This is a genomic window from Ottowia thiooxydans DSM 14619 (assembly GCF_000422885.1).
GTDB classification, from domain to species: domain Bacteria; phylum Pseudomonadota; class Gammaproteobacteria; order Burkholderiales; family Burkholderiaceae_C; genus Ottowia; species Ottowia thiooxydans.
Genome location: NZ_AUGX01000050.1, coordinates 1 through 14,663 on the forward strand (window position 1 = coordinate 1; position 14,663 = coordinate 14,663).

Consider the following 14,663-nt stretch of genomic DNA (forward strand, 5'->3'; position numbering starts at 1 on the left):
GACAGGGGCAGCCAGTACGCCAGCCGCGAGCATCAGCAGTTGCTGGCACGCCATGGCCTGCGCGCGAGCATGAGCGGCAAGGGCAACTGCTGGGACAACGCCGTGATGGAGCGCTTCTTCCTGAACCTCAAGATGGAACGTGTGTGGCAGCGCGACTACGCCAACCACGCTGAAGCCGCTGCCGACATCTGCGACTACATCGTCGGCTTCTACAACAGCCGCCGCCTGCACTCGAGCCTGGGTTATCTGCCTCCCAATGTCTATGAACGACACATGGCAGAACGTGCCCCTATCTAGGTGTCCGAAATTACTTGACCAGCACAGCAGCTTATCCATGCGAACGGAGTTTCGTGGCACGAAAGCTCGCAAAAACCGGGGACGCGGTTCTTGAAGGAATGTGCGCGACTCTAGGAGAAGCTGCCACCCTGGACACGCCGCTTGCCCTCACCCCAACCCTCTCCCGCAAGCGGGAGAGGGGGCCAATCAAGCGGCCGCGGAGCAGGCCATACGTGGGCTACCACGGAGCTGGCTTTGCCAGGCCGTTAGTGGCGTCCCCTGGGGGAAGGCGCGTCAGCGACTCAGGGGGTGCTAAATAGTCAGGGGGGGTTAATTCGTGCTATGTATCGGAATGTAGAACTCCCCTCCTTGTACCTGGAACTCCGCGGATTTTTCATCCATACCGGCCTTGAGGGCTTCATGTTCGCTCAGCCCCTTGGCGGCGGCAAATTCGCGCACCTCCTGCGTGATTTTCATTGAGCAGAACTTGGGGCCGCACATGGAGCAGAAATGCGCCTCCTTCGATGAATCCTTAGGCAAGGTTTCATCGTGGTATTCCTTGGCTGTGTCCGGGTCCAGGCTCAGGTTGAACTGGTCATGCCATCTGAATTCGAAGCGCGCCTTGCTAATGGCGTCGTCTCGTACACGCGCTCCCGGGTGCCCCTTCGCCACATTGGCTGCGTGCGCGGCGATTTTGTAGGCGATGATGCCCTGCTTCACATCGTCTCGATCAGGCAGGCCCAGGTGCTCCTTGGGCGTCACGTAGCAAAGCATGGCCGTGCCCATCCAGCCAATCATCGCTGCACCAATGGCACTGGCAATGTGGTCATAGCCGGGGGCAATATCGATCGTGAGCGGGCCTAAGGTGTAGAACGGCGCTTCATGGCAGTGCTTGAGCTGCTCGGTCATGTTGGCCTGGATCATGTGCATGGGCACGTGGCCGGGGCCTTCGATCATGGTCTGCACATCGTGCTTCCAGGCCACCTGGGTCAGCTCGCCCAGCGTACGCAATTCGGCGAACTGCGCCTCATCATTCGCATCGGCCCCACTGCCCGGCCGCAGCGCGTCGCCCAGGCTGAAGGAAACGTCGTAGGCCTTCATGATGTCGCAGATATCCTCGAAGTGCGTATAGAGGAAGCTCTCCTTATGGTGCGCTATGCACCACTTGGCCATGATGGAGCCCCCCCGGCTGACGATACCCGTCATGCGGTTAGCCGTAAGGTGTATGAAGGCCAAACGCAGGCCAGCATGGATGGTGAAGTAATCCACCCCCTGCTCTGCCTGCTCAATGAGCGTGTCGCGGAAGATTTCCCAAGTGAGGTCTTCCGCTACGCCGCCTACTTTTTCCAGCGCCTGATAAATAGGAACGGTACCAATAGGCACTGGCGAATTGCGCACGATCCAATCACGGGTGGTGTGAATGTTCTTGCCGGTGGAAAGATCCATCACGGTGTCGCCGCCCCAACGGATAGACCACACCAGCTTTTCGACTTCTTCCTCAATGCTACTGGTCACCGCGCTATTGCCGATGTTGGCGTTGATCTTGACCAGGAAATTACGGCCGATGGCCATAGGCTCAAGCTCGGTGTGGTTGATGTTGGCAGGGATGATGGCGCGCCCACGTGCCACCTCGTCGCGCACGAATTCGGGCGTGATGATCTTGGGAATAGCCGCTCCCAGGCTGTTGCCCTGCAGGCGCGCCTGGCGCGCTGCATCTCCCATGTACTCAGCCATCCACTCGCGGCGGCCGTTCTCGCGCAGAGCAACGTACTCCATCTCGGGCGTCACGATGCCTTTCCTGGCGTAATGCATTTGAGTCACATTGGCACCACTCTTAGCGCGCTGCGGCGGGCGTTGCAAGCCAGCAGCTTCCTGGCGCAACTGGGCAATGCGGGCTGCATCGCGATCTTCATGCTTACCACCATCATCAAGCGCCACCCGCTCGCGCCCTGCGTAGACTTCGGTATCGCCACGCTCCGAAACCCAGCCTGCGCGTGCAGCCGTGGGAAGGCCGCGCCGGACGTCTATCACCGCTTGCGGGTCGGTGTAAGGGCCGGAAGTATCGTAGAGCGAAGCCACCTCACCGTTGGTCAGCTTCACATCGCGCACAGGTACGCGCATATCGGGGCGAGAGCCTTGAATGAAGGATTTGCTGGAAGCGGGGAATGGCTCGCGTGAGAGCGTGAGCAGTTGCTGGAACTTGTCGGGGGCGTTCATCGGAGGTCTCCTGTAAAAAAAGAGCACTCCGGCGCTCGCCCCGGCGCGGCCATATGACACGGCCGCCACCATTGGCGATGTTTGGTCTCGTCCTTACGCCGGTATTAACCGGATCAAGTTCGGCGGGTTCGGTTTTTAACCATCTCAGCCCACCGCGAAAAACGCGGCTGGCACCCCGGAGTAAGCACATGATAGCGCCTTCCGGGTCAATTTTCTTGCAACTGCCCTGCGCAGACTCCTAGCTTGTTTTCGGAGCCAGCGATGTAAATGCGAATAGCCGCAAGCGCAACGCTATTTTCGATTCTGACAATTTTTCTCTTTACCGAGCGTCGGTATGAACGCGTGCAGCCTGAACCCTTTTCTATCTGGCAGAACCGGGCATCTCAAATACTAAAACTTTTTAACGCATCTAACTGGGTAAATGGTGCTTTTTACATCAAGAAGACTTACCCCAAAAAGCATATTTACATTCCTGGCAGAGAGATTTGACTGTTGCGTCGAAGTCCAGTGATAACCTAACGAAATTCCGCCAAATTTGCAGCCTGACCCGCCGGCGCATAACGCTGCTTGCATCCCAACCAACTCATTGACTGCTGGCAGATACCAGTCGGTGCCTAAATCCTGGCAACGCTGCGCTGCACAGCTTGCTGGTGCACCCGAGCATGCGGGATTTGCGATGATGGCCGCAGTATTGGCAGCACCGTCATCCAAACTGGACGCACCACTCACGTCGGAGAACGATCCGGTCCAACTCGATGAGAACGACTGAGCAGCGTCAGCAGCCACCTTACCAGTGCCACCTGATATCTCGAACACCAGACCACCCACATGAGAGAAAGCGATCAGCGTCGTCGGCGAGTTAGCCGTATTGGTGCCACCCACCGTGATGGTAGACGGGACGTATGGCGTATTCGAGGTAAGCCTCAAGGTGCAACTCGCGCCCGGGGCAACACTGACGCAGTCGCTATCGTCAACCATCAAGTCCGGCACCGCCGCCTTGTTGGTCACAGTGATGGCCGTAGCGTTGACCGCGCTGGGTGCATCATTGGCGACCGTCAGGTCCAGCCCTGTCACGCTGAGCACGTTTATCACACGATTGGCTAGCACTGGAGAGGTGATGGAAATAGTCGGACTAGCCGCCACGGTCACCCCCAATGTGGATACAGTGGTATTGGCACCAGACACTGTGACCATGGTGGGCCCTTCCAGCATAGAACCGGTGAATGTGATCGAACACGAGGCGCCCGCAGACAGCGGCGCCGTGCACGTGCTGCTCTGGACAGATAGGCCGCTGCCACCAGGGATGGTAGCCATCACGTTTTGCGCAGCTTGAGGCGACGCGGGGTCAGCACTGACCGTCACTGTGGCGTTGCCGTTCGCTTCAAAGACCAAGCTTGTTGGGGCAATGCTGATGGAAATAGGCGGACTTGCCACCACGGTAACCCCCAATGTGGCTGCTGCGGTGTTGGCACCTGACACTGTGACCATGGTGGGCCCTTCCACCACAGAACCGGTGAATGTGATCGAACACGAAGCGCCCGCAGACAGCGGCGCCGTGCAAGTGCTGCTCTGCACCAATAAACCGCTGCCGCCCGGGATGGTGGCCATCACGTTTTGCGCAGCTTGAGGCGATGCGGGGTCAGCACTGACCATCACCGTGGCGCTGCCGTTCGCTTCAAAGACCAGGCTTGTTGGGGAAACGCTGATGAGGGCTGTGGCTTGCGTGGCCAGTGACTTGCAGATAGCGTCTACGTCCACACGACATGAGCTGCCCGCTCCCAGCACATAGCCAACCGCGCAGGCAGGCGGCCCGCCGCCCCCTGCTGGTGGTAGCGCAGACGTTGGAAAATCAGGGAAGCATTGGTTGAAGTTGGGCGGAGCGAGCGCCGAGATGCGCAACGCTTTACCGGCCGAGTTCAGAAAATCGGCCGGCTCAAAACCTTGCAGCGCGCCTTCGTTGACGATTGGAACCACCGGTATCGCCAACGTTTGGCCTGCGGGCTGAGTGAACTGAGCAAACATCTGAGCCCAAGACGTTGAATTGCTCCACAGTGCACTCACCGTCAACAAGGTAGCCAACAACAAGGTCTTCCCATGGCGCCCTGCACCGCCGCGCAGAACATAGGCTGCCACGGTGCACACCGCGATGATCGCAGCCGCAATGGCCCATATCTCGTTGGCTGGAACGGCTGCGATCACGTCCAATGAGGCTGGGGCTGAGGTGATGGATTGAGCGACCACCGCATTGGAAACGCTCGCAAGGACGAGCGTCGCTGAAGAGCGCAACCCGCGCGGTCGCACTTGAATTACGCGAGACAGGTTTGCACGACCAGGTATCAAAGTACCTAAGCGGCGAGCGGGTTCGGTCCACGCCGGCAGTCTCATCTTGCCCTGACGACTTGCTGCGCCAGAGGAAAACTTACCCCACCCAATCGCTAGGAGTCTCGGCCACGCAAGACCCCCAAGCACAGTTTGAATCATTCGAATCACTTTCGCTTCCTAGAAAACCAAGGCCGAACCAAGCTCATTGGCTGTGAAACGTGCCGTGCTGCCTACAGGCCCCACGTCAGGGGTCATCATCAAAAAGGATGTAACAAACTATATTCGATACACAAACTGAATCGCAAATTTTCTTCGGCGGCTCTCGGAGCTTCGCGGCATCTCACCATGTCTGCCCTTCAGCGCACTCACACCTGGCAACAAGCTTTGAACGGATTGCTAGGACACTGAACTCATTCTTAGATGATAATGATTATCATTTGCGATGCGAGGCCTATCCTATGCCGAGTTCACAAGCGTTTTCAAAGACTTCTTTTGCGAACCTCCTGCGTCGTATGTGGCAGTCCGAGGAAGCGATCTCCTTCTCTGAAAAAAACGACGATGCCCTGGCGCAAGAGCATGGCGTCTTGTTGCGCCATTACGGCGAACTCCAACGGCGTTGTTCAGAACAGGCTCGAGTTCAAGCGCGAGAAATTGAGGATCTGCATCAGGAAGTGGCTCTCTTACGCGCACAGATCATCGCAGGCGACAAAGCCTTGGCAAGGGAACGGGAGGAACGGGAAAAGCGCCTGAACACCCGCACCAATGATGCCGGGCACGAGCTCTCCAGTACCCAGGCAGGCTTTTCTCGAAATTCCGACACCTTCCCCCAGCACCCGCTTGGGATCGCAAGCACCGCGCCCCACTTCGACGCCGACTGGATCGAACGCAGCCTTCGCACGGCCGACCTGGTGATTTGCCAGACCGGCTGCGTGAGTCATAGCGAATTCTGGCGTGTGCAAGACCACTGCAAACGCACTGGTAAGGCCTGTGTGCTGGTGGAGCAACCCGGCGCACTGCAGATCCTGCGGATTCACCCCACTGGCCAAACCGAACAGCTGGCCGCCGCTTCTCTTTCTGACAAGGACCTATCATGAACCAGGCTAACCCTCACGGCATCAACAATGCACCTGAAAACTCGCTGCTGTACGAATGGAAGCGATTGACCAACGAAGGGCTGGCCGCGAGCCGCGCGCACTGTGTGGCGCATGCCATGGGGTGGTACCTTCGCGCGCTCCAGGTGGCGCACCGGATACTGACAAACCCTGACCCAGATGTCATGGATGACGATAGGCTCGCCGCCTATGTGATCGCGCACTTGAACATCGCTGATTGCTATTCCGTCATGAATGAGCCGTCCAACGCCGCCGAGTGCTTGAGCTGCGCTCACCACAAGCTCGTGGCCCTGCTGCAAAGCCATGACGCTTCTCAGTCATTGCAGATCGCCGCTAGCAGGCAGCTACGCCATACCTATGCCGCGCTGGAGCAGCACCACACCAGACACGGCGAGCACGATCTTGTCGAGAAGGCGCTGCACGCAGGCCGTATGCATTTGGTTATGCCAGGCGCTCGGCTGCACTGAGAAGGTTTCAACGAGCCAAATCCCACCACGGCTGGGGATCGAAGCCCAAACCTGGCGTGTTTGGAACTGCCATGTAGCCGTTCACGATGGGAGGAGGTTCACATACGTTTTCAGCATAGAAACGCGCGGTACCGATGCCGGCTGCGGCCATGGGCTCGGGCGTGAGCGCCGTGCAATGAATACCCAGGTAAAGGCCAAGCGATGTTTCCAGGCTCGAAGTAACAGTGCATTCAATGCCGTACTGAGTGGCTGCCTGCACGATCTCCAGCAGCTTGTCTGGGCCACCCACCCGCTGCGCCTTGATGATGAAGACATCCGCAGCCTTGTGTATGGCGGCCAGTTCTACATCTCGCACCGTGCGAATGCTGTCGTCCAGGGCGATGGGCACCTTGGTTTCGCGCCGCAGCTGGCCATAGACGGAAAGAGGTGTGCCGCGCGGCAGAGGTTCCTCACAATATTCAATGGTGAACTTCTCCATGGCGCGCAGTTGTTCACCAGCCCACTCCACCGGCCAACTCTCGTTCGGGTCCAGGCGAATCTTGATTGTTGGCTCGGCCTCACGAATGGCTTGGATGCGCCTCAGATCCAGCTCGCGCTCCGATGTGCATTTGACCTTCACGGTATCTTGCCCACGGGCGGCGGCGTCATTGGCACGCTGCGCGCACATTTCAGGCTCGGCGTCGCCAATCAGGTCGTTCACAGGGACGCGAGCCGGAACGCGGCGCTCATCTCCCAGCAGGTAGCCTGCCAGAGTCTGGCCAGCTTGCGCCGCGCGGAGTGTCAATACGGCCGTGGAGATGCCACAGCGAATACGAGATGGGCACTCGCGAAGCGAGATTTCCTCGAGAAACTGAGGCGAAAGTGGATCGAGCCCAGCCATGAGCGCCCGGATTTCATCCACAAATGCCTCGGGCGGATAGTCCACGTGGGGAGGCAGCGCGGCCTCACCCCAGCCGATCAGGCCTTGCGGCGATTCCAACCGGAGAATGGCGCCCATTCGATGGTGCTGAGTGCCCTTGGACCATCGGTAAGGTGTCTGGAGCGCGAGACGATAAGGTTTGACTTCAATGACGTTTTTGGCAGCCATGCTGGTTTCCTTCTAACGGTTCAACTGGGGCGTGTTCACACAAATTACGCCCTAGCCAGCGGCATGAGACGTTCGGCCGGCAACTCCAGGGTAACTGGCTCCTGCACGCGGAAAGCCGTGGTGGGAGGTGCCAGCACGTTGACGCGGCGGCCCCCTGCCAACTCCACCACCAGTTGCTGCTGACGCCCGGAAAATATGGCGCTGATCAGCCGCCCGTTCCACCGATTGGGGCCATGGGGATCTCCAGATTGCGTCGCCAGGATGGCCTCTGGGCGAATGGCGACATGCGCTACACCGGTGGTGTCCTGGTTCAGCGCCAAAGCACCATCAGCGGTATCGATTTCCCGGCCACGAGCACGCACTACATCAAAGACTTCCGCAGCACCCAAAAAGGTTGCTCCAAAGCGTGTTGACGGGTGCAAGTAAAGCTCCAGGGGAGTCCCCTGCTCCACAATCCGCCCTGCACTCATTAGAGCGATCCGATCCGAAAGCATGAGCGCTTCTTCCTGGTCATGCGTGACATAGAGTGCCGTGAGGCCTACGGTCTTAATGAGTTCCCGCAATTCGAGCCGCATTTGCTCTCGCAGCTTGGCATCGAGGTTCGAAAGAGGCTCATCCAGCAACATGACACCGGAGCGGCGCACCAGCGCACGGGCAATGGCCACGCGCTGCTGTTGCCCACCAGAGAGTTGGGTTGCGCTGCGCTCAGCCAGTGCGTCCAGGCCCACCATGCGCAGCGCCTCACTCACTTGGCTACGTATCTGTTCGCGCGACAGGCGTGCGATTTCCAATGGGAAGGCCACGTTTTGCTGCACCGTCATGTGCGGCCAGATCGCATAGGACTGAAACACCATCGAAATGTCGCGAGCGTGCGTGGGGGTTTGATGGCCTCGCGTGCCATCAAACACCACGCTCTCACCGATGCGAATAGAGCCGGCGGAGGGAGTCTCCAGCCCCGCAACGCTGCGCAGGGTGGATGTCTTGCCGCAGCCACTGGGCCCGAGCAAGGTGACGAACTCCCCCGGTTCCAGCGCCAATGACACCCCACACACGGAGGGCTGCGCCGCCCCGGGGTAGGTCAACCAGAGATCCTTGCACTCAATCATGAACGAACTTCCTCTCGGCGGGCCGCTAGCCGCTGCCAGATTACTGTGATCACCGTCATCACCACCACCAGCCACACGCCTACTGCAGCGGCCTTGCCGGGCTCACCACCGGACCAATAGCTCCACAGCTGCACGGCCGCCGTGACGTTGTCTTCTCCTTGCAAAAGCAAAGCGGTGGATAGCTCGCGCATCACGTGCGCCACCACCCATATCCATGCCCCCGCAAGACCTGGCAAAAGCAAAGGCAGCACAATGCGCCGCAGCGTAGCGCCGGTGGAAGCTCCGCAGGTTCGGGCGGCCTCTTCCAGTTCGGGATGCACCTGAATCAGCGAAGCCGATGCCGCTCTAGAAGCGAACGACAGGTACACCGTGACATACGCTACGACCAAAATCCAAGCTGTGCCGTAGATGGGCAGAAACACCAGCGTCAGGTAGACATAGACCAGGGCCATCCCAATCATGGTTCCCGGAATGGCAAGTGGCATGAAGGACAGGGTGTCAATCACGCCCCGCGTACGCTCCGCAAGTGCCCGGTTGCGCAGCACCGTCCAGGCTACAAACAGTGCAAGGGCCGTCACGATGGTGGCTGCGAGCAGGGAAACCCAGGTGGATGTCCATGCTGCTGCGCCCACGCGGCTATTGCTGAACACGGCCTTGTGCTGCGACAAGGTCAGTTTCTCCAGCATTTCCATGCTCACCGGTGCAAGATAAGGTGTCAGGCTGGTCCATATAAGGATGGCCAACGGAAGCACCACCGCCAGCATGAAATAGGCGAGTACAAACAGAATGGCCAGCGGTTTCAATGCCCCAAGCTTCAGCTCCCGAGGCCGAAACCCCTTACCCGTGATCGTAATGAAGCGGTTGGCCTGGCGCGTCAACCTTCTATAGCCCCAAGCCAGACCGAGCAGCAAAATGAGAAAGCTCACTGCGATAGCGGCGATCTGCCCATAGGCTGAGGTGCCGCCCGATTGGTCGGTCGCCAAATAGACAATGCGCGAAGAAACCACGAACAGGCCCACCGGCATGCCCAGCGTACCCGGCACGTCAAACACCAGAAATCCCACGATCAGCAAATAGGCCGCAGCGGCCAGGATCGCGGGAGATAAAAGAGGGATGAAGATGCGCCAGATCATCTGAGGCCAACGCGCCCCACTGGTCATGGCAGCTTCTTCCAATGCCGGATCCATATTTCGGAAAGCACTGCACAGGATCAGGTAAACAGAAGGCACCAATGCCAGCGTTTCTACAAAGATCATGCCGCCCATGGAATAGATGTTGAACGGCGCCGATTCAAGCCCGAACATCTCCACCAGCATCCGGTTTAGAACGCCAGTGCGTGAGCTGGCCAGTAGAGCCCAGCCCATGGCCAGCAAGAACGGTGGCAACACCATGGGCAACGCGATCATCACGCGCGCCGAGCCCTTCATGGGGAGATCGGTGCGCTCCACCAACCAGGCGAGCAGGCCACCCACCACGAGTGCACATACAGTGCAGCCCACGGCGAATATGGCCGTCTGCCACACGAGCTTGTAAAACCCAGGGTCGCCATAGACGATGTGATACTGCTCAAAGCCGAAGCCGGGATCAAAAGGAAGACCCGTCGGCTTGAAGCTGGCCACCAGCAGCAAGCCAAGCGGCACCACCACCATGTACATCAGCAAGGCAAGCAATGCCCAGCCTGGCAGGCGAGCCGCCAAAGGCCCGCCCCGCCCGGGTGCCGAAAGTCCCTGAACGCTCATCGAGCGGACCCAACCGCCTCAAGCATCTTGTTGTAGTACTCGTTGAGAGCGCCCAGTTCGTCGGATTTTTCCGGTGGCCACTCGGAGGTCTTCTTGCCGGCAATGAACTTGGCAGTCTTGGTGGCAGTGACCAGCGGGTTGCCCCGACCGGTAGCGTCCTCATAAGCCAACGCGCCTTCGTTCGTGGTGAGCCACGTCATGAGCAACTTGGCACCTTCAGGGTTGCGCGCGCTTTTGCTCACGCCCGAATAGATCATATGCATGGGCACAACATCCAGCGCGCGCATCTTGATGGGCGCGCCAGCATTGATAGGCGGCAGGGTTGAGTGGTAGAAACCAATCCCCATGTCCACCTCACCAGAACCCACCGCCTGCGCCAACGGGAACGTGGATTTGAAAAGCATGGGCTTTAACTTGATGAACCGCTCCAATGAACGCTTGGCGGAGTCCGGTCCTACCGTAGCGGCCAATTGCGCAAACGAGGCAGCTCGCACCCACGAGCCTACGCGGTTGGTCCATTTCGGGTTGAGCACGTCTTCCCAAGTCTTGGGCGACTCCGCATCAGTGACCTTGCGGGAATTCCATAGCGCCACGTAAATCGATGCAGTGGTGGCCACCATTTCGGGGCTAGGCGCATAGGCCTTGGGCACACCGAACTGCGCCCAGTTCACTCCTTCCAGATAGCCCCTCCCCTTCAACTGGCTGATGTGATCAGCCCCGCCCGTGAGCAAATCACCGGTATAGCCCCTGGCCTGCATTTCCTGCACTCCACGCACTGCCAGCTCGTTGCCCCCAACCAGGCGCGTATGACGCACCTTAACCGATGGGTATTTACGCTGGAATGCAGCCAGCACTTTGTCGATTTGCTCCGAAGGGGAGCTTTCATACCAAGTGACTGGCGGCTTGCCCGCAGCAGCTTTTTCCAAATCAGCAAGGCTTTGGGCATGAGCACTCGCGAATGGCGCCAGTGCGAAGGTCAAACCGAACGCGGCAGTGGTGAGGGTTTTCATATCGGGTCTCCTGGTATCCGTGAAAAATGCCGTAGCTAGCGAGCGCCGAACGCCACACTAGCCGCCGCAGCAGGATCCGCCTCCGGAGGGCGCGGGATCGGGCGCGGCGCTGTCTTCACCGCAGCAGTTGCCAGGCAGCACTGGCGCACTCACGCCGCTGTGCTCGCAGCAACCGCCCTTCCACCAGCGCGCACCTTCGCCAGAGCAATATTTGTCATCCGCACCCACCATGCGCATGAACATGGGGTGGTAGTTGCGACAGACTTCCAGCTCAGTCTTCACCCAATGAAGTGGGTCTTTCGCATAGTGGTCCCAGTAGTTGCCCTGCATGTTGATGCCAGGCACGGCCGGGTTCCAGCTCTCATCAAGCCAGAGGTCTGGGTCTCCATACTTCGCGGCGATCTTGCGGATCTTTGGATCATCAAGTGCCAACAAGCGGCCGTTCTCTATGACGTTCTCGTTGTCTCCAGATCGTTCGGTGTGATAGGTGGGGAAGTAAAGGTGCAGATGCCAATGACCCACCAGGTGCCCCATGCGAGCAGCCTCCCTTTCGGCCATGGAGGAAATGATGGTGCCGAAGCCCATGTGGATCACGCCTGAGCGCACGCGCTCGTAGAGGCAGTTCACAAAGCCCGATGGAAAATCCTTGCGTGGGCGATGCACGTGCGGATTGGTGCCAATGGAAGCCTCCCACCAATGCATGATCCCCTTGCCCGGGAAAGTGGGGTATTGCAGATCCTTGGTGCGCTCCATGACATCGCGAAGCTTGTTGCCGAATTCGCCACCGGCAATGATCTTGGTGATGCGTGAGTTCTCCACTTCCAGCTTGGTCCAGTCGCAAGGAGCGATGTGGTTGGTGGTACCAGCGATCACCCCGCAACCATCTTCCTTGAAAGGATGGAACATCCACGGCCGCCCGGTAATGTGCCCTGGGAGATAGGTCTTCCCAAAATGCTCATTGCCTCGCCAGGTGGCCGCCGTGAGATCTGGGTTGTAGAACTCACGCTTGGAGTCCCAGTACTCATCGTGATTGGTGAAGGAAAGGTCCGTGCCTTCCGGGTCTGTGATCCGGACGCGGCGAGCAGAGCGGATGCGCTCCCAGGCCCATTGGTCCATAGCATTGATCACCTCAATAGGCATGGCATGGGCGGGAGAGGCCAGGATTTCAGGCGTGATGAATGGCATACGCTGAATCTTGATGAAGCGCTCAGCCAGCACGGGCCCGCCATAGCCCATGAGAATCTTGTCGTACTTTTTCTTTTTCTCCTCTTCTTCCCACATATCCATCCATTCCGCGAGCTCCTTGGTGCGGAAGAGGTAGTAATCGACTTCGTCAGCGCCAACCCATTGAGGGATAGGGCCGCGGTCGATTTTCTGAATTTCGTACTTGACCTTGTATTTCTCAAGAATCCTCTGGCAAGCTTGAATGGTGAGCTCGCTATGCCAGTTGTCAACGCGCAGCAGCACGCGCTCGCCTTCTTTCAAATCCCAGCAGGCATTCAAACCATGGTTGTAAGGCCGACGAGCTACGTGTTCCAGATAGGGCATCAACTGGTCAGAATTCGTGATTTCCACGAAAGGCGGACAACGTGGCGGACGCGACCCCACCAGCGGAGGCGAACCGTGAACGGGTACCCCCTCCGGGATGGACGGCGAATTCGGCGCTGCTGGATTGGAGGAATTTTTCATCACGGATGCTCCTTACAGAAACTAATGGACTGGCGAAGAATGAGGCGCAGCTCGGCGCGCCGCAGAAAAACGTGTGGGAAAGAAGTGAACGAGATGCATGAGTGCGGCGCAGGTACCCACCATGGCCAGACACCACGCGGCAACCCGCCATCCAGCAGGCCATGCCAATGGCAACGCCGACACGGCGACTGCACTTGCCATGCACGCCAGCGGCATGACTGCAGCCATGGCCGCCAAGCGAAATATCCAGCGCTGAGGACGAACGCCGGTGCTTTGCATGCCGGCTGTATGGCCGAAGATGCAAAAGAGCAGCATCCAGCCATTACTCCAGGGAAATGCAGTGATGTGCTGCAAATCCATGCTGCTCAAGGCGGCGTCCATCAACGAACCTGATGCGCAGCGAGACAAAAACAAGATGGCTTCATCGCGGGTTGAATCCAACGCCGCTGCTATTGCGGCGCTTACCCACCACACGACACGCATCACCTGTTCCTGGTTTCTAGTCGTTAGAGATCAATCTACCTGTGCGCCGGAGCGTTTGACCGCATCGCCCCAGCGCTTCAACTCGCCGCGAATGAAGCCTGAAAGCGCTTCTGATGTTCCTGGCGCAGCTTCCGCTCCCCGCTCCTGCAATTGGCGCCGAAGCTCGGGATCGGCAAGCGCTTTCTGAACGGCTGCATTCAATCGTGCCACTACGGGTGCAGGTGTACCGGCAGGTACAACCACAGCATCCCATGCGCTGACATCAAAACCTGGAACACCGGACTCCGCAATAGTGGGCGTGTCAGGCAAAGAAGCCACGCGGCTCGCAGTGCTCACAGCCAGTCCGCGCACGCGGTTGCCCTTCAACTGCGGCGTGGCGTTGGGCATGACCTCAATCATCATGTCCACCTGACCCGAAAGCAGATCATTCATGGCAGGCGCTCCGCCCCGGTAGGGAACATGCACCATGTCCAACTGGGCGGTGGATTTCAGTATTTCTCCGGCAAGGTGAGAGGTGGTGCCGTTGCCAGCTGAAGCAAAGGTGTGTTTTCCAGGCTCATTGCGGATAAGTTGAAGCAACTCCGGCATGGTCTTGGCCGGGAGCGCGCCGCGCACCACCACCACCGCCGCAATACGACTGAGCTGGCTTATGGGCGCAAAGTCCTTTAGCGGATCAAAGCCGGCGTTCTTGTAGAGCGTATGGTTAATGGCAAACGTGCCATTGGTGCCGTAGATCAGCGTATAGCCATCGGCAGCCGCACGGGCGCCAGTTTGGGAGCCCACATTGCCCCCTGCTCCCGCCAGGTTCTCAAAAACAAAGGGCTGCCCCAACTCTTGCGCCACACGGCTGAGCATGAGCCTGGCGAGCGTGTCGCCGCCACCCCCGGCTGGAAACGGAACGATGACCTTAATAGGCTTATTAGGGTAGGCGTCCGTAGCGGCCGACGCACTACCACCGATCGACAACAAGCTCGCGGCGGCAAGCCCTAAAAGCGCTCGCCGGACAGGAGAGCAAGCAGTGAAGTGACGATGCAAAAAGATGGGCACGGCGACGTTCCTGAAAATGTGTTTTTCCAAGTATTGCATGCAATTTCAGCTTTGTCATGGGTTACTAGCCTAGTAATAACCATGATTGCATGCAATTAACAGAGCCCT

General features: G+C 58.7%; 12 protein-coding genes and 1 riboswitch. Of the genes, 3 read left to right on the forward strand and 9 right to left on the reverse strand.

What is annotated here, in order from left to right; all coding sequences use genetic code 11:
* A partial coding sequence (locus G518_RS0123905; RefSeq protein ID WP_028604680.1) for an integrase core domain-containing protein occupies positions 1–297 on the forward strand: 297 nt, incomplete at its 5' end.
* Positions 298–606: 309 nt separating this feature from the next.
* Here G518_RS0123905 and thiC read toward each other — a convergent pair.
* Entirely contained in the window at positions 607–2,493 is a 1,887-nt protein-coding gene (gene thiC, locus G518_RS0123910) for a phosphomethylpyrimidine synthase ThiC (RefSeq protein WP_028604681.1), read from the reverse strand.
* 72 nt (positions 2,494–2,565) lie between these two features.
* Positions 2,566–2,681, reverse strand: a riboswitch (TPP riboswitch).
* 202 nt (positions 2,682–2,883) lie between these two features.
* The gene (locus G518_RS38750) at positions 2,884–4,974 is read right to left on the reverse strand and encodes a midcut-by-XrtH protein (protein ID WP_156909526.1); all 2,091 of its coding nucleotides are present in this window, start codon (positions 4,972–4,974) and stop codon (positions 2,884–2,886) included.
* Positions 4,975–5,273: 299 nt separating this feature from the next.
* On the opposite strand from G518_RS38750, the gene G518_RS36665 reads away from it, so the two are divergent.
* Together G518_RS36665 and G518_RS36670 are read left to right on the forward strand one after the other, a co-directional pair.
* Positions 5,274–5,909 (forward strand): DUF2325 domain-containing protein, encoded by a 636-nt coding sequence (locus G518_RS36665; protein ID WP_084652213.1) that lies wholly within the window; start codon positions 5,274–5,276, stop codon positions 5,907–5,909.
* On the forward strand, positions 5,906–6,394 hold the full coding sequence (locus tag G518_RS36670) for a hypothetical protein (protein ID WP_051237344.1): 489 nt from the start codon (positions 5,906–5,908) through the stop codon (positions 6,392–6,394). The genes G518_RS36665 and G518_RS36670 overlap by 4 nt, the downstream gene beginning before the upstream one ends.
* Positions 6,395–6,401: 7 nt before the next feature.
* On the opposite strand, the gene G518_RS0123930 is transcribed toward G518_RS36670, so the two are convergent.
* The 7 genes from G518_RS0123930 to G518_RS0123960 are packed head-to-tail and all read right to left on the reverse strand — an operon-like array spanning position 6,402 to position 14,555.
* Entirely contained in the window at positions 6,402–7,481 is a 1,080-nt protein-coding gene (locus G518_RS0123930) for a mandelate racemase/muconate lactonizing enzyme family protein (protein WP_028604682.1), read from the reverse strand.
* 44 nt (positions 7,482–7,525) lie between these two features.
* Positions 7,526–8,587 (reverse strand): ABC transporter ATP-binding protein, encoded by a 1,062-nt coding sequence (locus tag G518_RS36675; protein WP_051237345.1) that lies wholly within the window; start codon positions 8,585–8,587, stop codon positions 7,526–7,528.
* Positions 8,584–10,326: an ABC transporter permease gene (locus tag G518_RS0123940; protein ID WP_028604683.1), complete on the reverse strand. Its 1,743-nt coding sequence runs from the start codon at positions 10,324–10,326 to the stop codon at positions 8,584–8,586. The genes G518_RS36675 and G518_RS0123940 overlap by 4 nt, the downstream gene beginning before the upstream one ends.
* Positions 10,323–11,336, reverse strand: a complete 1,014-nt coding sequence (locus G518_RS0123945) for an ABC transporter substrate-binding protein (RefSeq protein ID WP_028604684.1) — start codon at positions 11,334–11,336, stop codon at positions 10,323–10,325. The genes G518_RS0123940 and G518_RS0123945 overlap by 4 nt, the downstream gene beginning before the upstream one ends.
* Positions 11,337–11,393: 57 nt before the next feature.
* On the reverse strand, positions 11,394–13,025 hold the full coding sequence (locus G518_RS0123950; protein ID WP_028604685.1) for a hypothetical protein: 1,632 nt from the start codon (positions 13,023–13,025) through the stop codon (positions 11,394–11,396).
* Positions 13,026–13,046: 21 nt separating this feature from the next.
* Positions 13,047–13,508, reverse strand: a complete 462-nt coding sequence (locus G518_RS0123955; protein ID WP_028604686.1) for a hypothetical protein — start codon at positions 13,506–13,508, stop codon at positions 13,047–13,049.
* A 30-nt stretch (positions 13,509–13,538) separates the two neighbouring features.
* Positions 13,539–14,555, reverse strand: a complete 1,017-nt coding sequence (locus G518_RS0123960; RefSeq protein ID WP_245598108.1) for a Bug family tripartite tricarboxylate transporter substrate binding protein — start codon at positions 14,553–14,555, stop codon at positions 13,539–13,541.
* Between the last annotated feature and the right edge of the window lie 108 nt (positions 14,556–14,663).